Source organism: Embleya sp. NPDC001921, from assembly GCF_053594475.1.
This window is the reverse complement of sequence record NZ_JBSFEO010000043.1, coordinates 65,615-88,025: the sequence shown is the minus strand read 5'-3', so window position 1 is coordinate 88,025 and position 22,411 is coordinate 65,615. Positions and strand designations below refer to the sequence as shown.

The 22,411-nt window shown below is 72.0% G+C and carries 21 protein-coding genes and 1 riboswitch; of the genes, 16 read left to right on the top strand and 5 right to left on the bottom strand.

Features of this window, described 5'->3' with window-relative positions; all coding sequences use genetic code 11:
* Nucleotides 1-209 precede the first annotated feature (209 nt).
* The 10 genes from ACWCPW_RS38340 (at nt 210) to ACWCPW_RS38295 (ending at nt 7,820) form a co-directional block, all read left to right on the top strand.
* A complete protein-coding gene (locus tag ACWCPW_RS38340) occupies nt 210-977 on the top strand; it encodes a helix-turn-helix domain-containing protein (protein ID WP_449766214.1) in 768 nt (255 codons plus the stop codon).
* On the top strand, nt 974-1,171 hold the full coding sequence (locus ACWCPW_RS38335) for a DUF397 domain-containing protein (protein ID WP_449766213.1): 198 nt from the start codon (nt 974-976) through the stop codon (nt 1,169-1,171). The genes ACWCPW_RS38340 and ACWCPW_RS38335 overlap by 4 nt, the downstream gene beginning before the upstream one ends.
* Before the next feature lie 405 nt (nt 1,172-1,576).
* A complete protein-coding gene (locus ACWCPW_RS38330; protein WP_449766212.1) occupies nt 1,577-1,840 on the top strand; it encodes a hypothetical protein in 264 nt (87 codons plus the stop codon).
* Nucleotides 1,837-2,613 (top strand): phosphotransferase, encoded by a 777-nt coding sequence (locus ACWCPW_RS38325; RefSeq protein ID WP_449766211.1) that lies wholly within the window; start codon nt 1,837-1,839, stop codon nt 2,611-2,613. Before ACWCPW_RS38330 ends, ACWCPW_RS38325 begins: the two co-directional genes overlap by 4 nt.
* 286 nt (nt 2,614-2,899) lie before the next feature.
* Entirely contained in the window at nt 2,900-3,322 is a 423-nt protein-coding gene (locus ACWCPW_RS38320) for a TOBE domain-containing protein (protein ID WP_449766237.1), read from the top strand.
* A gap of 15 nt (nt 3,323-3,337) precedes the next feature.
* Nucleotides 3,338-4,186 carry a molybdate ABC transporter substrate-binding protein gene (gene modA, locus ACWCPW_RS38315; RefSeq protein WP_449766210.1) on the top strand — a complete coding sequence of 283 codons (849 nt, stop codon included), beginning with the start codon at nt 3,338-3,340 and terminating at the stop codon, nt 4,184-4,186.
* Nucleotides 4,183-5,112, top strand: coding sequence for an ABC transporter permease (locus ACWCPW_RS38310; protein WP_449766209.1), 930 nt, complete (start codon nt 4,183-4,185; stop codon nt 5,110-5,112). Before modA ends, ACWCPW_RS38310 begins: the two co-directional genes overlap by 4 nt.
* Complete coding sequence (locus ACWCPW_RS38305) at nt 5,109-6,224, top strand: ABC transporter ATP-binding protein (RefSeq protein ID WP_449766208.1); 1,116 nt, start codon at nt 5,109-5,111, stop codon at nt 6,222-6,224. The genes ACWCPW_RS38310 and ACWCPW_RS38305 overlap by 4 nt, the downstream gene beginning before the upstream one ends.
* Nucleotides 6,225-6,275: 51 nt before the next feature.
* Nucleotides 6,276-6,707, top strand: a complete 432-nt coding sequence (locus tag ACWCPW_RS38300) for a very short patch repair endonuclease (RefSeq protein ID WP_449766236.1) — start codon at nt 6,276-6,278, stop codon at nt 6,705-6,707.
* Between the two features lie 9 nt (nt 6,708-6,716).
* Nucleotides 6,717-7,820 (top strand): DNA cytosine methyltransferase, encoded by a 1,104-nt coding sequence (locus ACWCPW_RS38295; protein WP_449766207.1) that lies wholly within the window; start codon nt 6,717-6,719, stop codon nt 7,818-7,820.
* 48 nt (nt 7,821-7,868) lie between these two features.
* On the opposite strand, the gene ACWCPW_RS38290 is transcribed toward ACWCPW_RS38295, so the two are convergent.
* The 4 genes from ACWCPW_RS38290 to ACWCPW_RS38275 all read right to left on the bottom strand — a co-directional run bounded on the left by ACWCPW_RS38290 (nt 7,869) and on the right by ACWCPW_RS38275 (nt 11,878).
* Nucleotides 7,869-8,564, bottom strand: coding sequence for a hypothetical protein (locus ACWCPW_RS38290; protein ID WP_449766206.1), 696 nt, complete (start codon nt 8,562-8,564; stop codon nt 7,869-7,871).
* A 105-nt stretch (nt 8,565-8,669) separates the two neighbouring features.
* On the bottom strand, nt 8,670-10,085 hold the full coding sequence (locus ACWCPW_RS38285; RefSeq protein WP_449766205.1) for a tetratricopeptide repeat protein: 1,416 nt from the start codon (nt 10,083-10,085) through the stop codon (nt 8,670-8,672).
* A 61-nt stretch (nt 10,086-10,146) separates the two neighbouring features.
* Complete coding sequence (locus ACWCPW_RS38280; protein ID WP_449766204.1) at nt 10,147-10,896, bottom strand: hypothetical protein; 750 nt, start codon at nt 10,894-10,896, stop codon at nt 10,147-10,149.
* A gap of 52 nt (nt 10,897-10,948) precedes the next feature.
* Nucleotides 10,949-11,878, bottom strand: coding sequence for an NAD-dependent epimerase/dehydratase family protein (locus tag ACWCPW_RS38275; RefSeq protein ID WP_449766203.1), 930 nt, complete (start codon nt 11,876-11,878; stop codon nt 10,949-10,951).
* A 136-nt stretch (nt 11,879-12,014) separates the two neighbouring features.
* Here ACWCPW_RS38275 and ACWCPW_RS38270 point away from each other — a divergent pair, with 136 nt between their 5' ends.
* Nucleotides 12,015-12,995: a GlxA family transcriptional regulator gene (locus tag ACWCPW_RS38270; protein ID WP_449766202.1), complete on the top strand. Its 981-nt coding sequence runs from the start codon at nt 12,015-12,017 to the stop codon at nt 12,993-12,995.
* Between the two features lie 120 nt (nt 12,996-13,115).
* On the top strand, nt 13,116-14,339 hold the full coding sequence (locus tag ACWCPW_RS38265; RefSeq protein WP_449766201.1) for a hypothetical protein: 1,224 nt from the start codon (nt 13,116-13,118) through the stop codon (nt 14,337-14,339).
* 70 nt (nt 14,340-14,409) lie between these two features.
* Here ACWCPW_RS38265 and ACWCPW_RS38260 read toward each other — a convergent pair whose 3' ends face one another.
* Entirely contained in the window at nt 14,410-15,141 is a 732-nt protein-coding gene (locus ACWCPW_RS38260; RefSeq protein WP_449766200.1) for an ArsR/SmtB family transcription factor, read from the bottom strand.
* 90 nt (nt 15,142-15,231) lie between these two features.
* Between ACWCPW_RS38260 and ACWCPW_RS38255 the strand changes: the two genes are divergently transcribed.
* The 4 genes from ACWCPW_RS38255 (at nt 15,232) to cobN (ending at nt 22,290) form a co-directional block, all read left to right on the top strand.
* Nucleotides 15,232-16,380, top strand: a complete 1,149-nt coding sequence (locus ACWCPW_RS38255) for a CaiB/BaiF CoA transferase family protein (RefSeq protein WP_449766199.1) — start codon at nt 15,232-15,234, stop codon at nt 16,378-16,380.
* A 379-nt stretch (nt 16,381-16,759) separates the two neighbouring features.
* A complete protein-coding gene (locus ACWCPW_RS38250; RefSeq protein ID WP_026218153.1) occupies nt 16,760-16,960 on the top strand; it encodes a cold-shock protein in 201 nt (66 codons plus the stop codon).
* Nucleotides 16,961-17,054: 94 nt separating this feature from the next.
* Nucleotides 17,055-18,182, top strand: a complete 1,128-nt coding sequence (locus tag ACWCPW_RS38245) for a threonine aldolase family protein (protein WP_449766198.1) — start codon at nt 17,055-17,057, stop codon at nt 18,180-18,182.
* Between the two features lie 149 nt (nt 18,183-18,331).
* A riboswitch (cobalamin riboswitch) is annotated at nt 18,332-18,430 on the top strand.
* Between the two features lie 212 nt (nt 18,431-18,642).
* Nucleotides 18,643-22,290 (top strand): cobaltochelatase subunit CobN, encoded by a 3,648-nt coding sequence (gene cobN / locus ACWCPW_RS38240; RefSeq protein WP_449766197.1) that lies wholly within the window; start codon nt 18,643-18,645, stop codon nt 22,288-22,290.
* The last annotated feature ends 121 nt before the right edge of the window (nt 22,291-22,411 follow it).

The following is a 22,411-nucleotide window of genomic DNA, read 5'->3' as shown; positions in this document are numbered from 1 at the left end:
GCATCCGCGGACATGACGGCGTTTCCGAGTCCTGCGCGCCTTTGCCGTCGGATCTCGCGCCACGTAGGGCGATGAAAGCAGCACTCTCTGTACGATCGAAAGCTCGGCACCGGGGCGACATTTCGACGTACATGAGGAGAGTGGGAGTGCGATTCAAGCCACGACCCATCGATCCCGGGGCCGGACCTCGGGGTACCTACAACGAGTTGATGCGGGAACACCGCGAAGCCGCCGGATTTTCACTGGAGATCATGTCCGGGATGGTCGGATACGACGTCTCCACGCTTTCGCGGTTCGAGCGGGCTCAGCGGGCAATTCCGCCCGACATTCCCGCGAAGCTCGATGAACTGTACGAGACAGGACGGATGTTCCAGTCCATGTATCGGATGATCAAGGATGACCGGCACCCGGGGCGGTATCGGCTGGTCATGGAGTACGAGCAGCAAGCCGTACGAATCCACGCCTACGCGGCGCAGGTTATCCCGGGATTGCTTCAGACCCCGGACTACGCCCGAGCGCTCCTGCGCGAGGGATCGCCGGACGCGTCCGAGGGCGAGTTGGACGAATCGGTGGCCCTTCGCGAAGGTCGGCAGATCATCCTCGCTCGCAAAGACTCGCCGATCTACCTCGCGGTACTGGACGAAGCGGTCTTGCGCCGACCCGTCGGTGGCCCTTCGATCATGCGGGCGCAACTGGCGGCGCTTCTCCCGAGGGTTGCCGCGCCCCGAACGACCATCCGAGTCATCGCGTTCGCACATGGCGCGCACCCTCTACTGGGAAGTTCTCTCTTCTTGCTGACGCCGGCGGACGGCAAGGTCGGCGCGTGGCATGAGGCGAACAATCATGGATGGATGGTGGAAGACCCGGAGGCCGTTTTTGATCGACAGCGGGCATACGATCAGGTTTGTGCCTACGCCCTGACGCCGAGGGAGTCGGCAGACATGATCAAGTCTGCGATAGAGGAGTTCGACGCATGATCAGTGCCTCTGACCTGAGTGCCGCGCACTGGCTCAAGTCGACGTTCAGCAATCCCGACGGTGGGGAGTGCGTAGAGGTCGCTCCCGGCCTTGCACTCGTTCCGGTCCGTGACTCGAAGGACCCGAGCATTGGTCACGTGGCCGTCGCGCCGGCGTCCTGGTCGGCTCTGCTGTCGGCGCTGCGCACGACCTGATTCCACGTCGATACAGCCCCCGGCAAGCACGACTGGCCGGGGGCTGTTTCCTGTGCCGACTGTCTTTGAATCCGGCCCGAGGTCGATGGATTGCAACTTGAATCGCACATCCATTCTCATTGTCCTTGCCAAAAAACAATGCCCATGGCGCCGAGCTTTCGAGCGTAACGACCGTGGCGTAATCATGGGCTGACGCCAGTGAGGCAAGGGAAGGTCGGCGCGAAGCGTCGGCTGCGGTGGGGCCTTGTGTCGCCACCATTTCGACAGACAGCGGCCGGGCGTCTCGATTCCAGGCGTGAGCCCGGCCGCTGTCTTCCATCGATCCACCGTGAGGCGGTAATGGAGATTCAAGAGTATCGAACCGGCGGCGGAACGCCGATCGTTGTGGGATCTCGGGTGCGACACGTGGACGACCACGCGCAGTTGCCGGAGGGGACGGTGGTCGCGCTTCCCGCCGCGTCGACGCGGGTTGCCGTTGTGCAGCCGTCCCGGGCCGGCCGGTCGCCGTACCTGTGCCCGATCGGTCACCTGGTTGCGCTTGATTCGGATGGCGAACTCGCGCGAGTGGTGCAGGAATTGCGGCGCGTCGATCAGTTCGGGTGTGCTGTCGGCGGACCGCTTTCGGTGCCGATCGCACCCGGCGGCGAGTCCGTGCGGGAGACGAGTTGAGCAGGCGATACGGATGGCATGAACTGCACGGCCAAGTAGCCGAGTTGGTGGAGAAGGCGGTTGGGTCCGTTCATTGGGTCGAACCGGTCGTCGGGCCGCACGCCAGTTCCTTCGCTGCGACCGTCGGCACGCCGACCGGTCGTGTCTTCGTCAAGGCGGCCGAGGAGGCGACCGCGCCGTTGTCCGCTCGGGCGCAGACGAGTGAGATTGCGGCGAGTGGGGTCACCGGGGTTCTGTCGCCTCGGCTGTTGCATCACGGGGCGGTCGACGGGTGGCGGGTGCTTGTGTTCGAGCACGTGGACGGGCGGCCCGTGCGGATGCGTTTGGATTCCGGGGATCTCGCGCAGGTCGTCGGGGTGGTGGATCGGATCGGGCGGATTCAACCCGGCCGCAGCGCCGGGCTGCCCACCCTGGTCGGACGGCTTCGGGAGCATCTGCCGCCCGGACGGAGTGGGCCGCTGAGCGGGAATCGGCTCCTGCACACCGACCTGACCTCGGCCAACATGATCATCCGGCCCGACGGGCGACTGTCGGTCGTCGACTGGGGGCAGGTGGCGCTCGGTCCGAGGTGGGCGGAGATCGCCTACCTCGGCGCGGCCCTCTTGGCAGAGGGCCACAACCTCGGCGAAGTCCGGCGCTGGATGTGGCGATTCCCCGAATGGCGACGCACCTCGCTCACCGCCCGACGCGCCCTCGCCGACGCGATGGTCCGGCACTCCGCCGACCGCGCCGGCTGGTGGATCAGTCTCGTTCAGGCGCCGATTGCCGGCTGATGCCTACCCCGGCTTGCCCTGGGAGCCCAAGGCCGCGTTCGCCACCCTCGCCGAGTGCCACCGAACACACTGAGCGGGCCGGCCCGGGAGTCGACGTGAACCGGGGCCACGTCCCGACACGGCCTCCCGACGGTGCTTGTTTCCGTCGAATCTGCGACCCCTATGGTCGAATGATCCTCGCATCTGCAAGGATGGCGATCCGCAGGCGACGGCTTCTGCCGGTGTTTGTGGGTATCGGCTTCGCTCTGTGGGAGAGGCGCTCGTGACTAGGATCCCGGCCGTGAACATGTTCGGGATCGGTGATGCGGCGGCCCTGCTCGGAGTGAGCGCGGACACGGTGCGGCGGTGGGTGGACTCCGGTCGGCTCGACGCGCGGCGGGACGAGAACGGCCGGCGGGTGGTGGAAGGTGCGGCGCTGGCCGCGTTCGCACGCTCGGCGGCCGCCGGCGACGCCCGCGCGGACAGCGAGCGACTCGGCTGGTCGTCCGCGCGCAACCGCTTCCGCGGCATCGTCACCGACGTCCGCAAGGACACGGTGATGGCCCAGGTCGAGATCCAGGCCGGGCCGTACCGGGTGGTCTCGCTGATGAGCGCCGAGGCCGCGGACGAACTCGGCCTGCGGGTCGGGGTGCTCGCCACGGCAGTGGTGAAGTCGACGAATGTCATGGTGGAGCGGACCGAGGGCGCGCGTGAGCACTCCCTCGAATAGTGGGGAGTCGACACGATGGGTGCAATAGGCACGGTGCGGGCCGGACGCGCGGTCTCGGCGGCCCTGCTCGCGGGCACGCTGATCGCGCTCGCCGGATGCGGCGACGACAAGGACGACAAGAAGGTCGGCGGTGCCACGCCGCCGGTCGGTGCCGGATCGTCCGCGCCCGCCGCCGACGCCAAGCAACTCAAGGGCACCGTCACCGTGTTCGCCGCGGCCTCGCTGACCGAGACGTTCACCGCGCTGGGCAAGCAGTTCGAGGCCGCGCACCCGGGCGTCACGGTCAAGTTCAACTACCTCGGCAGCTCGGCCCTGGCCGCGAGCATCAACCAGGGCGCGCCCGCCGACGTGTTCGCTTCCGCCGACGAGAAGAACATGAAGCTCGTCACCGACGCCAAGAGCGCGGACGGCACGCCCACCGCGTTCGCCAAGAACACGTTGCAGATCGCGGTCGCGCCGGGCAATCCGAAGAACATCAAGTCGCTCGCCGACCTCAAGCAGGACGGCCTCAAGGTCGCCCAGTGCGCCCCGCAGGTGCCGTGTGGCGCCGCCGCCAAGACCGCCCTCGACGCGGCCGGCGTCAAGTTCACCCCCTCGACGCTCGAACAGGACGTCAAGGCCGCGCTCACCAAGCTCACCCTGGGCGAGGTGGACGCCGCCCTCGTCTACCGCACCGACGTCAAGGCGGCCGGTGCCAAGGTGGTCGGCGTGGACTTCCCCGAGTCCGCGCAGGCGGTCAACACGTACCCGATCGTCCCGCTCGCCAAGGCGCCCAACGCGGACGCCGCCAAGGCGTTCGTGGCGTACGTCCTGTCCGAGCCCGGCCGCACGGCCCTGACGGCGGCGGGCTTCCAGGCACCGTGAGCCGATTTCCCCGGGCCCGCCGCCGCGATCGAGCCGCACAGGATCGAGCCGCACAGGATCGAGCCGCACACGAGCAGGCCGCATACGAGCAGGCCGCACGCCCGCCGGCCCCGCGCGGGCGGGCCGGGCGCTCCGGGCGCTCCCGACGCGGCGGTGCGCCCCTGGCACTGCTCGTACCCGGTCTGATCGGCCTGGTGTTCCTGGTGCTGCCGCTGCTCGGGCTGCTGATCCGGGCACCGTGGAGCGACCTGGGGAGTCAACTCGGCAGTACCGAGGTCCGCGAGGCGCTCAAGCTCTCGCTGTTCACCGCGACCGTGGCCACCGGCGTCGTGCTGGTCCTGGGGGTACCGCTGGCCTGGCTGCTGGCCAGGACCGACTTCCCCGGCCGCCGGCTGGTCCGCGCGCTGGTCACGCTGCCGCTGGTGCTGCCGCCCGTGGTGGGCGGTGTCGCGCTGCTCCTGGTGCTCGGCCGCAGGGGCATCGTGGGCGAGTGGCTGGACGAGACCTTCGGCTACACGCTGCCGTTCACCACGACCGGCGTGATCGTGGCCGAGGCGTTCGTGGCCATGCCGTTCCTGGTGATCAGCGTCGAGGGCGCGCTGCGGGCGGCCGATCCGCGCTACGAGGAGGCCGCCGCGACGCTCGGCGCGTCCCGCTGGACCGCGTTCCGCCGGGTCACCCTGCCGCTGATCGCGCCCGGCGTGGCGGCCGGCGCGGTGCTCGCGTGGGCCCGCGCGCTCGGCGAGTTCGGCGCCACCATCACCTTCGCCGGCAACTTCCCGGGCGAGACCCAGACCATGCCGCTCGCCGTCTACCTGGCCCTGGAAACCGACCCGGAGGCGGCGATCGTGCTCTCCCTCGTGCTGCTGGCTGTGTCCGTGCTGATCCTGGCCGGCCTGCGCGAACGCTGGATGACCACCTCATGACCGGCCCGGACGAAGCGGCCGGCACGAGTGAATCGACCGCCCCGGACCACGCCGGCGGCCTCGACGCCCACCTCGTCGTCACCCGCGACGCGTTCCGCCTGGACGTCCACCTGACCGCCGCACCCGGTGAGGTGGTCGCGCTGCTCGGCCCCAACGGCGCCGGCAAGAGCACCGCGCTGCGCGCCCTGGCCGGCCTCGTCCCGCTCGGCCCCGGCGGCCACACCAGGCTCGCCGGCGTCGACCTGGAGGACCCGGAGCGGCGGCTGTACACACCACCCGAGCGGCGACCGGTGGGCGTGGTCTTCCAGGACTACCTGCTCTTCCCGCACCTGTCCGCGCTGGAGAACGTCGCCTTCGGCCCGCGCTGCCAGGGCGTCGGCCGACGCGAGGCCCGCGGCCTGGCGGCGGACTGGCTGGACCGGGTCGGCCTGGCCGAACACGCCGGCGTCAAGCCGGGCCGGCTCTCCGGCGGACAGGCGCAACGGGTCGCGCTCGCCCGCGCGCTGGCCACGCATCCGCGACTGCTGCTCCTGGACGAGCCGTTGGCCGCGCTGGACGCGCGCACCCGGGTGGAGGTACGCGCGACGCTGCGCCGGCACCTGGCCGACTTCGACGGGGTCGCGGTGGTGATCACCCACGACCCGCTGGACGCGATGGTGCTGGCCGACCGGCTCACCGTGATCGAGGCGGGACACGCGGTCCAGGACGGCACGCCGGCCGAGGTGGCCCGGCACCCGCGTACCGACTACGTGGCGCGCCTGGTGGGCCTGAACCTGTACCGGGGCACCACCTCGGCCGGCGGCGTCGACCTGCCCGCCGGGCAGCGCTTGGTGGTGGCCGAACTCCCGCACGCGGCCGAGGTGTTCGTGGCCTTCCCACCGGCTGCGGTAACGCTGTACCGGAGCCGGCCCGACGGCAGCCCGCGCAACCTGTGGCAGGTCGAGGTGGGCGGCATGGAACTGCACGGCGACACCGTCCGGGTCGAGCTGACCGGCCCCGTCCCGCTGCTCGCCGACGTCACCCCGCTCGCGGTCGCCGAACTCGAACTCGCGCCCGGCAAGCCGGTGTGGGCGGCGGTGAAGGCGACGGAGGCGCGGGCGTACCCGGCCTGAGCGAGGTCGGCCTCGTCGTGCTCGGGCGCGATGACAGTGCGACCGTGCACCATGGTGTTCGTGACGAGCCTGACCACCACGGATGCGACCCGCGCGCGGATGAGTCGCCAGCGCAGCAAGGACACCGGCGTCGAGGTCGCGCTGCGACGCGTGCTGCACGGCATGGGCCTGCGCTACCGCGTGCACCGCCGCCCGCTCAAGGGCGTGCGCCGCGAGGCGGACGTCGTGTTCGGCCCGGCCAAGGTCGCCGTCTACGTCGACGGCTGCTTCTGGCACGGCTGCCCGGTGCACGCGACCTGGCCCAAGCGCAACGCCGAGTTCTGGAAGAACAAGATCGAGGGAAACCGCACCCGCGACATCGACACCGACCGGCGGATGGCCGAGGCCGGCTGGCTGGTCGTGCGGGTCTGGGAGCACGAGGACCCGGTCACCGCGGCGGCCAGGGTGCGGGAGGCGGTGATCGCCCGACGCGCGGCCGGCTAACCTGTCCGCATGGCACGACCCATCACCATGATCGACCTGTTCGCGGGCTGCGGGGGAATGACGTCCGGATTCGCCGCCGCGAAGGGCTTTCGGCCGGTCATGGCGGTCGAGTGGAATCTGCACGCCGCCGCGACCTACGCCGCCAACTTCGGCGAGGCGCACATGCGCTGGGGCGACATCGCGGAGATCCCGGACAAGGACATCCCGCGCGCCGACCTGATCATCGGCGGCCCGCCCTGCCAGGGCTTCTCCAACCTGGGCAGCCGCAACGTCGAGGACCCGCGCAACAAGCTCTGGAAGGAATACCTGCGCTTCGTGCGCCGGGCCAGGCCCAAGGTGTTCGTGATCGAGAACGTGGACCGCTTCCAGAAGTCCGCCGAGTTCGCGCTGCTGCTCGCGGAGGCGCAGCCCGGCGGCCTCCTGGAGGGGTACGTGCTGACCGACGCGCTGCTCCCGGCGGTGGACTACGGCGTCCCGCAGCGGCGCAAGCGGGCGATCGTGATCGGCTCCCGGATCGGCGAGATCACCGTCCCCGAGCCGACCCACGGCCCCGGCCGCCCGCGGCGCTGGAACACCGTCCGGGACGCGATCGAGCACCTGCCGAGGGTCCCCGGAACGACCAGCCTGCCGGTCGCCAGAACCGAGTTCTTCGGCCGCAGCGTGCCCGGCGTGTTCAAGGAGGCCGACCTGCACCTGGCCCGCACGCCGATCGAGCGCTCGCTGCTGCGCTACGACTGCGTCCCGCCCGGCGGCGGCCGATTCGACCTGCCGGACCACCTGCTGCCGGACTGCTGGCGGAACAAGAAGACCGGCACGACGGACGTGATGGGCCGGATGCGCTGGGACCACCCGTCGCTGACCATCCGGACCGAGTTCTACAAGCCGGAGAAGGGCCAGTACCTGCACCCGCAGTGGAACCCGGACGATCCGACCGACCGGGTCAACCGCCCGATCACGCATCGCGAGGCGGCCCGGCTCCAGTCCTTCCCGGAGACCTTCGTGTGGTGCGGCTCCAAGACCGAGATCGCCCGGCAGATCGGCAACGCGGTGCCGCCCGGGCTCGCGGAGGCGATCGCCCGGCACTTGAAGCCGCGGTTGCAGGCGGCGCGGTAGCGCGCGGAGCGCACGGGCCAGGCGGGACCGCGGCCCGCCGGCCGCGGCTCAGGCGCTCGGGGCCCCCTCGTCGTCGCCCGCCCCCGCGTCGCCCGCCTCCGCGTCCAAGCCGTACATCCGGGGCGGGAGCTGCTGCTCCGCCCAGTCGAGGTCCGCGTCCAGGTCGAGCCAGATGCGGTCCCGGCGATCGCCCGGGGCATCGAGGTGGCTCGCGACCCAGGTGAAGATGCCGCACACCGTGGCCCGAGCCCGGTCCGGCGCGCTGATCTGCGCCGCGAACCAGACGGCCACGCCCGCGCGGGTGGGGATCAGGTACTGCTCGTCGTCCGGGGCGGGCCGGCCGGTGGTCGCGCAGCGCGGCGGTTCCAGCACCTTCATCCAGGTCAGCACCGCGCCCGGAGCCTGGTCCTCGAAGCACTCGGTGACCGACTCGCGGATCGCGCCCGCCGGGTCCTCGCCGAGCCAGCCGAACCACGCGTCGTCCTCGAGCAGCTTGGCGAAGTCGTCCCGCGGCGGCCCGTGGTGCGGGTTCTCCCGGTACTCGCCGGTCAGCAGCCCGTCCGGACCGACCACCCACGCCCCTCGGATCGCCTCACCGGGCACGTATCCGTTGGGGTCGTCGGCGAACGCCGGATCGCTCTCGGCGACCGAACCGCCCGGACTCCGCGCGGCGGCGGCGAGCAGCCCCTGATCGTCCGGAACCTGGCGCCGTGCTCCGGAACCGGTCGCCGAGGACTCTCCCATGCGTGCCACTCTCCCGTGCAGTTCGATGGCGTCGCGGGCCGGTCGGTTCGGCCCGGGACGAGTGCGCAATTCTCGCGCACGGGGCGCGGGCGTGGTCGGCCCGGGTCAGCGCCCCCAGGCCGCCGTGATCGCGGCGGTGTGCTCGGCGGCGCGCTCGCGAGCTTCGGCGGCCTCGGCGGACCGGCCCAGGGCGTCGGCCAGGCGCGCCCGGCCCTGCCAGTTGTACGGGCTGGTCGGGCGGAGGTTGATCCGCTCGCTGAGCAGCGTCCGGGCCAGGTCGTGCCGGTTCGCCCGCAGCGCGGCCTCGACCAGGGTCTGCTGGATCGCGTCGCGCTGCGCGTGGCTGCCGCCGAAGGTGTTCAGGTGGTGCCGGATCGGGACGAGGATGTCGACGGTGTCCGCGTACCGGCCCTGTTCGAAGGCGAGCAGCGCGCGGCAGACCGGCAGGCCGACCTGCGCCGTCATGCGGTCGTTGGCCACCTCCCGGTGGGGTGTGCCGAGCCGGTTCTCGCGATCCTCGATCACCGCCCGCGCCGCTGCGATGCGGCCGGCGCCGAGGTAGGCCATCACGGCGTGCGTGTCGTTGAACGCGTAGTACGCGACGTCCGCGCGGGCCGCCCACGCGTCGGCGAGCCGATTCCAGCGCTCGACCTGCGCGTTGCCGGCCAGGTGAATGCGCCACAACAGGGCCGAGGCGTCCAGGAGTTCCATCGCGACGCCGAGCGACTTGTCGTTGTGCAGCACCGCGTCGTGGATGGCCAGCGCACGATCGATCGCGCCGGCCTCGATCGAGAACAGGCCGTAGTGCCACCAGTTGTGCACGTTCAGGTAGTTGCCGCCCGTCCAGTCGGCGGTGCGACCGTCCAGGTAGCGGATCCCCTCGGCGAACCGGCCCTGCATCTCGTACGTGTGCACCACCGCGTGGATCGCCCACACATCGCGCGGATTGGCGGCCACGGCGGCCAACCCGGCCTCCTCGGAGCGCGCGTAGTGGCCCGTCTCCTCCAGGCCGAACGCGGCCATCCCCAACACCGGACCGTAGTGCGGATCGTCCCGGTCCCACGCGCTCAGCGCGCCGCCGACCCGATCGCGCAGGCGCGGCGCGTCGCCGGTGAGGAAGTCGATCTGATGGCCGACCAGCAGCGCGAGCGCGTCCCGGGGGTAGGCCACGACCAACTCGTGCAGGATGTCCCCGGCCCGGTGGATGTCGCCGGCCAGCCACGCCTCGGCGGCCCGCATGTGCGCGACTTCGCGGGCGCCGACCCGGGTGGGGGTCGGCACGAACGCGGCGTACCGCTCGTTCGCGGCGGCAGCGTCCACCGACTCGGTGCCCAGCAAACCCAGATAGGCCGCGAACACGTTGGCCATCGGCGCGTTCGGATCGGCCAGCAGCGCCGCCTCGACCTCGGTGCTCACCTCGGGGCGGAAGAACAACAGCGCGTCGAGAGCACGTTCGTAGTGTCGGACCGCCTCCGGACCCATGCCGGAGAGTTCGAGCCCGTGCCGATCCACCGTGGCCATCGCGGGTCCTTCCATCGCGCCGATGAGACCCGATTAAACACGCCTCGCGGGTCGCGCGAACTCAGGACGCGGCGGCTCCCCACGCGCCCGGGGACCGGAAGTGGTTGTTGTGGCCCGCCGCCAGGACGGTACGCAGGCGCTCGACGTCGGGGGTGTCGGCGGGCAGCCGCAGCCGGTCGAGCAGGGCGAGGCCGGCCGCCGTGTCGAGGCTGCCGTGGACGTCCCCGTAGCTGCCCCGAAGCCCCTGGAACAGGGCCGGGTGCAGCTCGGGTCGGGCCGCCGCGGCCTGGTACACCGGGTACTTGAGCGGCCAGGGAACCGGGCCCGAGCACTCCAGCACACGGCGGGCCCGCCGGAACAACGGCCCGTCCTCGGCGGCTCGACCCAGCCGGTCGAGGTCGTTGCCCAGCACCTCGGCGAACGCCCGCTCCACGGTGCCGCGATCCTCGAACCAGTCCACCCAAAGGGAGTAACCGACCGCCGCGTACTCCCGCTCCGCCTCCAGCCGAGCGCGGTAGCCGGCCCAGAACACGTCGGCGGGAGGCGGGTCGGTCTTGTTCGCCAGTGCGAAACGCATCTCGCAGGTCACCCAATAGTCGTCCAGCAGGTCCAGGAACCCGAACGCGAGCCGCAATCGCCCGGCCCCGTCCAGGTCCGGATCCGTGATCGCGACATCGGTCCAGGAATGCGCCAACTCGTTGCCGGTCATCGGCTCGTCGGGTGTCTCGGCGTCTCGCCACGTGCCGTCGTCGGACTCGGTGATCCCTTCGATGGCGAGCCAGGCCCGGGCGTGCTCCGCGTCGTCGTCCATGGGACAAGTGTGTCGGATCGGGACGCGGACACGGCCGGGCCGGGCGCGACGCCTACTCGCCCACCGGAGAGCCCAGTTCGCGCAGCGCGGTGTCCAGGGGTGACGCGGACACCTCCAGGATCTTCGTCGTCACCGTCGCGTCGAGGGTGGACGCGCCCTCGGTGAGGTAGAGCATCTCCTCGACCTCCGCCATGATCGGGTTCTCCAGGCCGATCGCGCGCACCTCCTCGGCCGTCATCCGGGTCAGTCGCGGGACGGGTGAGCCGGTCAGCTCGGCGAGGCGTGCGGTGAGGTCCCGGGTGGAGCTGGTCGACGACGGTACGTGCCACGCCCGGCCCCAGGATTCGGCCGACCGCGCCGCCGCGACCAGGGTGCGGGCCACGTCGCCGTTGTAGGACCAGCTCTGCGGCGCGTCCAGGTCGCCGGGGATCGCGGCCGGGGTACCGGCGAGCACCTGCGGGACGACCAGGAAGTTGTACAACGAGGCCACTCCCGCGCCCACGAAGTCGCTCGCGCGGACCTCGGTGACCAGGACCCGGCCCGCGTCGTGCGCGGCGAGCGCGTTCGTCCACATCTGCGCGCGGACGCGGCCCTTGACGGTGGTCGGCGCCATCGGCAGGTCCTCGGTCATCGGCCCGTCCACCGGTCCGTAGCCGTACACGTTGCCGAGCATCACATAGCGCGCCCCCGCGCGCTCCGCCGCCGTCAACATCGCCGCGGCCAGCGGCGGCCAGTCGGTGGGCCAGCGATCGTAGGTCGGCATCGCGCAGTTGAACAACGTCGCCGCGCCACGCGTGAGTTCGACCAGACGCGCGACGTCGGTCGCGTCGGCGGCGACGCGCTCGATCAGCGGGTGCACCGGGCCGCCGCCCCGGCGGGTGACCACCCGGACCCGCTCGCCGGACTCGGCGAGCAGCAGCGCGGTGGCCGAGCCGGTGGTGCCGGCACCGATCACGACGTGGAAGACGGAGGACGAGGACATGAGTGCTCCAGGAAGGAGAGGAGGGAAGGAGTGGTGTCCGAGGAGGACTGGTGTCCGAGGAGGACGTGATCACCCTCCCGCCCGCGCCCGGGCGTACGGTAGTGGCCGGAATGCCAAACATCCGGAGGTTCGGGCCATGCATCGAATAGCCGTCGTGGCCGTGCCACCGGTGACCACCTTCGACCTGTCCATCCCGGAACTGGTGCTCGGCGCGGTCGACGTGGTCGACGGCGCGGCCGGATACCGGGTGCGGGTGTGCACCGCCGAGCCCGGCGCGGTCGTCGGCACCGGCAGCCTGGACATCGTGGTGCCGCACGGCCTCGACGCGATAGACGACGCCGACACGGTGATCGTCACCGGCACGGGTGCCCGCGCGGACGCGGACCCGCGCGTGTTGGCCGCGCTGCGTGACGCCGCGGCGGCGGGAAAGCGGATGGCGTCGATCTGTACCGGTGCGTTCGTGCTGGCCCAGGCGGGACTTCTGGACGGGCGCGCGGCCACCACGTACTGGACGATGACCGAGGAGTTCCGCCGCCGCTTCCCGGCCGTGGACCTGCGGCCGGACGTGTTGTACGTCGAGGACGGCCCGGTCCTGACCTCCGCCGGCCTGTCCGCCGGGATCGACCTGTGCCTGCACCTGATCCGGACCGACTACGGCGCCGCCACCGCCAACACGGTCGCGCGTCTGGTCGTCGCCGCGCCGGTACGCCCCGGCGGCCAGGCCCAGTTCATCGAATCACCACTCCCGCCGGAAAGCGGTGTGTCGCTCGCCGGAACCCGGGCCTGGGCGCTGGCGCGGCTCGACGAACCGCTCACGCTGGCCGACCTCGCCGCCCACGCGAACACCAGCGTGCGCACCCTCACCCGGCGCTTCCACGCCGAGACGAGCCTCAGCCCACTGCAATGGCTCCTTCACCAACGAGTGAACCGGGCAAGGGAGTTGTTGGAGACCACCGACCTGTCCATGGAACTGGTGGCACACCACAGCGGCATCGGCACCACCGACTCGCTGCGCAAACACCTGGTCCACCGCACGGGCCTGACCCCCAGCGGCTATCGCGCGGCGTTCACCCGCACCCCCACCGAGCGGGCGGGCGCCTCCCCGCGCGGGGGCTGAACACCGACGAAGGGCGGGCGCCCCGGCCGGCCGTCGGCCCGCGCTCTCGGCGGCTGCCGGGCTCGCGGAGGGAGGGGGTTCCGGCTTACCCGACTCGTGGCCGCGTGGGATCGTCGGACGATGTACGAACCTGACCGGCGCGACAGCGCGGCGTCCGGGCCCGTTCGGGGGCACGGGCAGGACGACACGCCCTTCACGCATCGGGGCTTCGGGGATGCCGATGTGGTGCTGGATCTTCCGGTGCCGGGCCGGCCGGCCCTGTTGCAGATCGAGAGCGCGCCGGGGCGGCACGTGCGGTTGTGGCGCGTCGATCGGCCGGGTGGGCCGGTCGAGGAGTGCGTCTACGACGGGCCGCGCGAGGGCTCCGACGGCAGCGTCCTGATCTCGGACCAGGGGCGGCGGGCGGTGCGGGCGGTTCGGGTCCGGTGTTCCGGCGCGTGGTCCTTGCAGCTCAAACACCCGGACGTGGCAAGGGAGTTCGAGCGGTCGGCGGAGGGCTTCGGCAGTGAGGTGGTCTGCTATACGGGACCGCTCGGGGTGGCCAGGCTCACCGGCGCCCGGTCGGCCGGCCCAGTCGAGGTCCGGATGGTGGGGGCACCGGTGGGAACGGGTACCGGGGGATGGCGGGGGATCGACACACGGCGGGAACAACCCTGGCAGTCGGAGGAGTTCGAGCTGGCCGGACCACGGTTGCTGGTCGTCACCGCGGGTGGGGCGTGGTCGCTCGACGTCGATCCGACGCCGCCGATTCGACCCGATCTACCCGAGGGCACGTTCGTACTGCACGGCGTGGGCGACCTCGCGGCGATCGTGCCGATCACCCATCCGTCCGAGGTCTCGGCGTTGGAGGCGGTCTGGGTGTCGGGGGCCGAATTCACCTTGGTGTGCGGAGAGCCGGGGATCGCCGGAGCTCCCCTGCACCGGCTGGGGCCGGATCGGCCATGTCTGCGGATTCGGCCCGGCGTCCGCGTCCGGGGCGGGATGCCGATTCAGATCTTCGGGCGCGGGAGCGAATGGGAGATACGGACGACCACACCCACCGAAAATCCTTCGGGCACGGGCCTGGGCGTGGCCGACTATGACGCCGCCGACGTGGCCGGGTTCCGCGTACTCCCGACGCCGGTGACCTTCGGCCCCGACGAGCGCAGTTGGGACATGGGGGTGGCAACCGTGCGGTGGCGATTGCCGGTATACCTGCCCGAGCGTGAAGCCGACCCCGGGCCCGAGCCCGAGTCGCCGCAGGCGGGTCAGGCGTCGGACACGTCGAACCCACCCCGACCGAGGCACACGTGGCCCCGTCGCCTGCTCGACCGGCTGCGCCGGCGGCCTCCGTCCGGCGACTGACCGACACCCCACCCGGGAAACCCCCGGCGACCCGGGAGCCGCCCGACCACACCCGCGCGCGCCGGGTTCCTCACGCCACCTCGAATTCCGCCTCCCGCATGCCCAACAACCGTCCCAACGCGCTGCGCCCCTCCTCGGTCGCCCGGACCGCCCGACCCGTGCCGACCCGCTCCGTCCACCCCCGGGCACCGAACAGTCGGCACAGTTCGGCGCCGGCCGTGCCCGCGAGGTGGTGGCGGCGTTCGGTCCAGTCCAGGCAGGGCCGGGCCAGCGGGCGCTTGCGCGACGTGGTGAGGTCGGCGCCCAGGTCGGTGAGCCACGCGATGCCCGGGTCGGTGAGCGCGAAGCCGGCGTCCTGGCGGAGCAGGTCCCGGGCGGTGAGCGCGTCGGTGATCGCCACGCCCAGCCGGCCGGCCAGGTGGTCGTAGCAGGTGCGGCCCCTGGCCAGGGCCGCGCCGGCCGAGTGCGCGCGCAGCGAGTTCGCCGGACGGGTGGTCACGGGCGTCGCGTACGCGGCCAGGTCCTCGACCATGCGGGCCACACCCGGGTCCGCGAGCCGGACGTACCGGTGCCGGCCCTGCCGCTCCTGGACCAGCAGGCCGCCCTCGACCAACCGGGTCAGGTGCTCGCTGATGGTGGACGGCGCGACCCCGCAGTGCCGAGCCAGTTCGCCGCCGGTCCAGGCACGGCGGTCCAGCAGGGCCAGGCATACCGCCGCGCGCGTCTCGTCCGCGAGGAGCGCGGCGAGCGCGGCGAGTCGCGGGACCGAATCCGGGTCGGTGGCGCGTGCGATCGAGTCCATGCCGCCATCATCGGCCGGCGACGCTTCGGCACACGCCGAAGGGTCCGCGGGTGCCGCGTCGTACGCCTGACGCCCTGTCAAGATGGACGGGTGCTTCCACCTCTCGCAGGCGTCACCGTCGTCTCCCTGGAACAGGCCATCGCCGCGCCGTACGCGACTCGGCAACTGGCCGATCTGGGCGCGCGCGTGATCAAGATCGAGCGCCCGGGCGCGGGCGATTTCGCCCGTGCGTACGACGAGACCGTCGAGGGATTGTCGAGCCACTTCGTCTGGGCGAATCGCGGGAAGGAAAGCCTCGCGCTCGACCTCAAGGACGAGCGCGCGGCGGAAATCCTGGACCGCCTGCTCGCCCGCGCGGACGTGTTCGTCCAGAATCTCGCGCCCGGCGCGGCGGATCGACTGGGCCTGGGCGCGGCGGATTTGCGGGCCAGATTTCCTCGGCTGATCGTCTGTGGAATATCGGGTTATGGGACTTCCGGTCCCTATCGCGACAAGAAGGCGTACGACCTGCTGGTGCAATGCGAGGCCGGTCTGCTCTCGGTGACCGGGACACCGGACGCGCCCGCCAAGGCCGGCATCCCGATCGCCGACATCGCCGCGGCGATGTATGCCTTCACCGGCATGCTGACCGCGCTGTACGAGCGCCGGGTCACCGGCGAGGGCAGTTCGTTCGAGGTGTCGATGCTGGACGCGCTCGGCGAGTGGATGGGCTTCCCGTACTACTTCGCGACCTATGGCGGGACGCCTCCGCCGCGCACCGGCGCGCGCCACGCGGCGATCGCGCCGTACGGTCCGTACCGCGTCGGCGACGGCAGCCAGGTGTTCGTCGGTGTGCAGAACGACCGCGAGTGGGCCGCGCTGTGCGAGCGGGTGCTGGGTCGGCCGGACCTGATCGACGACCCCCGGTTTCGGAGCAACTCGCTGCGTGTGGCCGGCAACGAGCGGCTCACCGAGCTGATCGAGGCGGCCTTCGCGGACCGCGGCGCCGCGGAGATCGTGGCGAGCCTGGACGAGGTGGGCATCGCCAACGCCCGGATGCGCACCATCGCCGAGTTCGCCGAGCACCCGCAACACGCCGCGCGGGACCGGACGCGCACGATCGACTCGCCCGCCGGTCCGCTGCGCGCGCTGCTGCCGCCGGTCACGGTGACCGGTCGGGAGGCGGCGATGGGTCCGATCCCGGCGGTCGGCGAACACACGGCGGCGATCCTGGCCGAGCTGGGGATCGAACCCGGGTGAGGGGTCGGCTCCCGCGCGGGGGTCCGGGCGTGGGGTACGGCGTGCGGGATCCGCGCGTGGAATCCGGCGTGTGGCGTCCGGCGTGTGGCGTCCGAGCGCCGGTGTCGCCCGCGGGGCCCGCGTGCGGGGTCGGCGTGCGGGGTCGGCGTGCGGGGTCCGAGAAGAAATATTTCGCGCCTTCCGGGGTCGGCGACTTTTCCGTGCTAGCCTCGAGGCAGTTGCAGTAGTGGTTCCCATGAATTTTGTGAGCGCCTTACGGTCGTGACCGTCGGGCGCTTTTCGTTTATGTCGAACCGGGTTCATGTGAAAAATGGATTGCTGTTGCGACTTGGACTTGCGCACGTGCGTATTTCCATTTGGCACCACGAAGGAGATTTGTATGGCTACTGGAACCGTGAAGTGGTTCAACGCGGAAAAGGGCTTCGGCTTCATCCAGGCGGACGACGGCGGCCCGGATGTTTTCGCGCACTACTCGGCGATCCAGTCGCAGGGCTACCGTGAGCTTGTCGAGGGCCAGAAGGTCTCCTACGACGCTGTTCAGGGCCAGAAGGGCCCGCAGGCGGAGAACATCACCGTCTGACGGCACATCATCGCCGAGCGCGGCCCGCACCGACTCCGGTGCGGGCCGCGCTCGCGTGTGTCCAGGCCCGCGTCCCGCGTTGGATGATGCGTGCATGGGACACATCGGAAACGACGAGCACGCCGGCAGGCTGCGCGCGATCCGCGCATGCGGCCGGATCCTGTCCGGGGTACGGCCCACCACGGCCGCCGAACGGCTGGCCCGGCTGACCGCGTACGCGCACGACACGGTCGAACCCGGCGAGTGGCCGGACATGTACGGCGACGGCGGCACGGTCGCCCGGCTCGAGGCGCGTACGGCCGAGCTGCTCGGCACCGAGGCGGCGCTGCTGTTCCCCACCGGCACGATGGCCCAGCAGGTCGCGCTGCGCTGTCACGCGGGCGCGACCGGTTCGAACGTGGTCGGCATCCACCCGAGGGCGCATCCGCTGACCTACGAGCGCGACGCGCTGTCGGTGCTGTCCGGGCTCCGCCCGTTGACGCTGACCCAGGGCCCCGGTCAGATCACCGCCGAGGACGTCCGGGCCAGTGGTGAGCGCTTCGGCACCCTGTTCTACGAACTCCCACTGCGCGATCGCGGATTCGTGCTGCCCGAGTGGGACGAGCTGATCGCCGTCGTGCAGGCCGCGCGGGACCGCGACGCCGCGCTGCACCTGGACGGCGCGCGGTTGTGGGAGAGCACCACATACCTTCGGCGCGGACCGAGCGAGATCGTCGACCTGTTCGACTCGGTCTACGTCTCCTACTACAAGGGCCTGGGCGCGAGCGCCGGCGCGGCCCTGGCGGGTGGCGCCGAGCTGATCGAGGAGGCGCACGCGTGGCGGCACCGGTACGGCGGGCGGCCCTTCCAGGCCTGGCCGATGGCGCTGGACGCGCTCATGGCCCTGGAGGAGACGCTGCCCCGGCTGCCCGGCTACGTCGCGCACGCCGAGGTCGTGGCCGCCGGCCTGGCCCGGGTGCCCGGGACGACCGTGTTCCCGGCCGTCCCGCACACGCACCAGTTCCAGGTGTGGCTGCCGTACCCGGCCGAGCTGCTCAACCGGACCGGTCTCGAGTACGCCGCCGACCGGGGCGTGTGGCTGGTCGGCCGGTGGACCGAGCCGGGCCCGCCGGGGTTGTCGTTCGCCGAGATCACCGTCGCCGAACCCGCCCTGGAGTGGAGTGCCGACGAGGTCGCCGACGAGTTCGGAGCCTTCGTGGAGCGGGCGCGCGAGAACGGCTGACCCGAGAGCCGGCGGCGGACGTCGGCGGCCGGGCGGGCGGTGACATGTGTCACCACCGGCTCGGACGCCGATCGGGGCATGTTGCGTCAAGGCGGGCCGCTGAGCGATGCTGGCCCCGCGCCGGCCCTACCGGCGCGGGGAGGGCGTGGCAGGAACCCGGTGCGATCCCGGGACGGTCCCGCCACTGTGACCGGCTCCGCCGTACGGCGTCGTCCGACGCCTGCGACGGGACCGGGAGTCAGGAACTGCGCGTCTCACCCCGAGTCCGATGGGGCGAGGACCCCGGAGAGGCGCTCCAGGTGACGATTTCGTCCTGCCGGCGTTCTTGCATCCGCAGTTTCGACTGCGGCACCCACTCCAGCGGCATTCCCGCTCGCTTCCGCGGCACGTTCGACGGCGGCTCTCCCGTTCGCGACATCCACTCCGTGGTCCGCCACGCCAGCATCGGCGGAGGTACCCGGTGATCCTGCTCCTGTCGACATCCGACACCGACCTGCTCAGCGCGAAGGCGAGCGAGGGCGAATGGCGCCTGGCCAACCCGGCCCGCGTCGACGTCGCCGACCTGCCCGCGCTCCTGGACGGCACCGACCTGGTCGTGGTGCGCCTGCTCGGCGGGCGCCGCGCGTGGGAGGCGGGCCTGGACGCGCTGCTGGCCGGTCCGCGCCCGGTGGTCGTGCTCAGCGGCGAACTCACCGCCGACGCCGCGCTGATGGAACTGGCGACCGTACCCGCCGGGGTGAGCGCGCAGGCCCACGCCTATCTCGCCCAGGGCGGTCCGGACAACCTGACCCAGCTCCACCGCTTCCTCTCCGACACCCTGCTGCTCACCGGGCACGGCTTCGAGCCGCCCGTCGAGGTGCCCTCCTGGGGCCGGCTGGAGCGTACGGCGCGCGGGATCGACGGCCCGGTGGTGGGCGTGCTCTACTACCGCGCCCACCACCTGGCCGGGAACACCGCGTTCGTGGACGACCTGTGCGCGGCGATCGAGGACGCGGGCGGGCGGCCGGTACCGATCTGGTGCGCGTCGCTGCGTGGCGCGGACGAGTCGTTGTTCGCGGCGCTGGGCGAACTCGACGCGCTGCTGGTGACCGTGCTCGCGGCGGGCGGCGCGGGTGGCGCGAAGCCGGCCGAGGTCTCCGCCGGCGGCGACGACGAGCAGTGGGACGTCGGCGCGCTGGCCGGCCTGGACATCACCATCCTCCAGGCGCTGAACCTGACCACCAGCCGGGCCGAATGGGAGGCCGGCGACGCGGGCCTGTCCCCGCTGGACGCCGCCACCCAGGTCGCGGTGCCCGAGTTCGACGGCCGGTTGATCACCGTCCCGTTCTCGTTCAAGGAGACGAGCCCGGACGGGCTCACCCACTACGCCGCCGACCCCGAGCGAGCCGCGCGCGTGGCCGGGATCGCGGTGCGGCACGCCCGGCTTCGGCACATTCCGGTCGGCGAGCGCAAGGTCGGCATGGTGCTGTCCGCGTACCCGACCAAGCACTCCCGGATCGGCAACGCGGTCGGCCTGGACACCCCGGCCTCCGCCGTCGCGCTGCTGCGCGCGATGCGCGCGGCCGGCTACGACGTCGGCGCGCTCGACGGCGCCGACGCGCTGCCCGGGCTCGAACCGCCGGACGGCGACAAGCTCATCCACGCGCTGATCGCGGCCGGTGGCCAGGACCCGGAGTGGTTGACGGAGGGTCAACTCGAAGGCAACCCGGTGCGCATCTCGGCGGCCGATTACCGCGAGCGCTACGCGAAGTTGCCGCTCGGGCTGCGCGCGAACATCGAGGAGCACTGGGGCCCGCCGCCCGGCGAGCTGTACGTGGACCACTCGCGCGACCCCGAGGGCGAGATCGTGCTCGCGGCGCTGCGCGCGGGCAACGTGATCCTGATCATCCAACCGCCGCGCGGCTTCGGCGAGAACCCGGTGGCCATCTACCACGACCCGGACCTGCCGCCGAGCCACCACTACCTGGCCGCCTACTGGTGGCTGGACGCGCCCGCCGGCCCGGGCGGATTCGGCGCGCACGCGCTCGTACACCTGGGCAAGCACGGCACGTTGGAGTGGCTGCCGGGCAAGAACCTGGGCCTGTCCGCGGAATGCGGCCCGGACGCGGTGCTCGGCGACCTGCCGCTGGTGTACCCGTTCCTGGTGAACGACCCGGGCGAGGGCGCGCAGGCCAAGCGGCGCGCGCACGCGATCATCGTGGACCACCTGGTGCCGCCGATGGCGCGGGCCGAGACGTACGGCGACCTGACCCGCCTGGAGCAACTGCTCGACGAGTACGCCAACGTGCAGGCGCTCGACCCGGCCAAGGGCCCGGCGCTGCAGGCACAGATCTGGACGCTGATCCAGGCCACCAGGCTCGACCACGACCTGGGCATCACCGACCGGCCGCACGAGGCCGAGTTCGACGACCTGATCCTGCACCTGGACGGGTGGTTGTGCGAGGTCAAGGACGCGCAGATCCGTGAGGGCCTGCACATCCTGGGCAGCGCGCCCACCGGCGAGGGCCGGATCAACCTGGTCACCGCGATGTTGCGGGCGCGTCAGGTGTGGGGCGGCAAGGCCGCCGCGCTGCCCGGGTTGCGCGAGTCGCTCGGCCTGGTCGAGGGCGGCGGCGCGTCGCGCACCGAGACCGACGACGCCGAGGACCGCGCGCACCGCCTGGTCGCGGCGATGGAGGCGGGCGGGTGGGACCCGGCCCGGGCCCTGGCCGTCACGCACGAGGTGCTGGGCGCCGAATCGGCGGCGGTCGCAGAGGTGTTGGCGTTCGCCGCCACCGAGATCGTGCCGCGCCTGGACCGCACCGGCGACGAGATCGGCGCGGTACTGCACGCGCTGGAGGGCGGCTACGTCGCGGCCGGGCCCAGCGGTTCGCCGCTGCGCGGGCTGGTCAACGTGCTGCCGACCGGACGCAACTTCTACACCGTGGACCCGAAGGCGATCCCGAGCCGGTTGGCCTGGGAGACCGGACAGGCGCTCGCGGACTCGCTGTTGGACCGCTACCGCGCCGACAACGACGGCGACTGGCCGCGTTCGGTGGGCCTTTCGGTGTGGGGCACCAGCGCCATGCGCACCAGTGGCGACGACATCGCCGAGGTGCTGGCGCTGCTGGGCGTGCGGCCGCTGTGGGACGACGCGTCGCGGCGGGTGACCGGGATCGAGGCGATCCCGCTCGCCGAACTGGGCCGGCCGCGGGTGGACGTGACGGTGCGCATCTCCGGCTTCTTCCGGGACGCCTTCCCGCACGTGGTGCTGCTGCTCGACGACGCGGTGCGGCTGGTCGCGGAGTTGGCCGAGCCGGACGAGGACAACTACGTCCGGGCGCACGTGCGCGCCGACACGGCCCGACACGGCGACGCGCGCCGGGCGACCACGCGCGTGTTCGGCTCCCGGCCCGGCGCGTACGGCGCGGGGTTGTTGCCGCTGATCGACGCGCGCACGTGGCGCGACGACGCGGACCTGGCCGAGGTGTACGCGACCTGGGGCGGCTACGCCTACGGGCGGGGCCTGGACGGGGTGTTCGCGCGCGAGGACATGGAGGACGCCTACCGCAGGATCGCGGTCGCGGCCAAGAACACCGACACGCGCGAGCACGACATCGCCGACTCGGACGACTACTTCCAGTACCACGGCGGCATGGTCGCGGCGGTGCGCGCGCTGACCGGCACAGCGCCGGCGGCCTATATCGGCGACTCGACGATGCCGGACGCGGTCCGCACCAGGACGCTCCAGCAGGAGACCGCACGGGTCTTCCGCGCCCGGGTGGTCAACCCGCGCTGGATCGAGGCGATGCGCAAGCACGGCTACAAGGGCGCGTTCGAACTGGCCGCCACGGTGGACTACCTGTTCGGCTACGACGCCACGACCGGCGTGGTGGCGGACTGGATGTACGAGAAGCTCGCGGGCGAGTACGTCCTGGACGAGACCAACCGGGAGTTCATGCGCACCGCCAACCCGTGGGCGCTGCGCGGAATCGCCGAACGTCTGCTCGAGGCCGCCGACCGGGGCATGTGGGAGAAGCCGGAGGCGGCCACGCTGGACGGGCTGCGCGAGGTCTACCTGGATGTCGAGGGCGACCTCGAAGGCGGCGAGGACGCGGGGGATGCCTGAGGGGGGTTCCGGGGCCGGGGCCGGCGCCGGGGCCGGGGCCCGGCCCGGGTCCGTGGGTGGGTCCGGGCCTGTGTCGGGGCTTGGGCCTGTGTCCGGGGCCGGGCCTGTGTCCGGGCCTGGG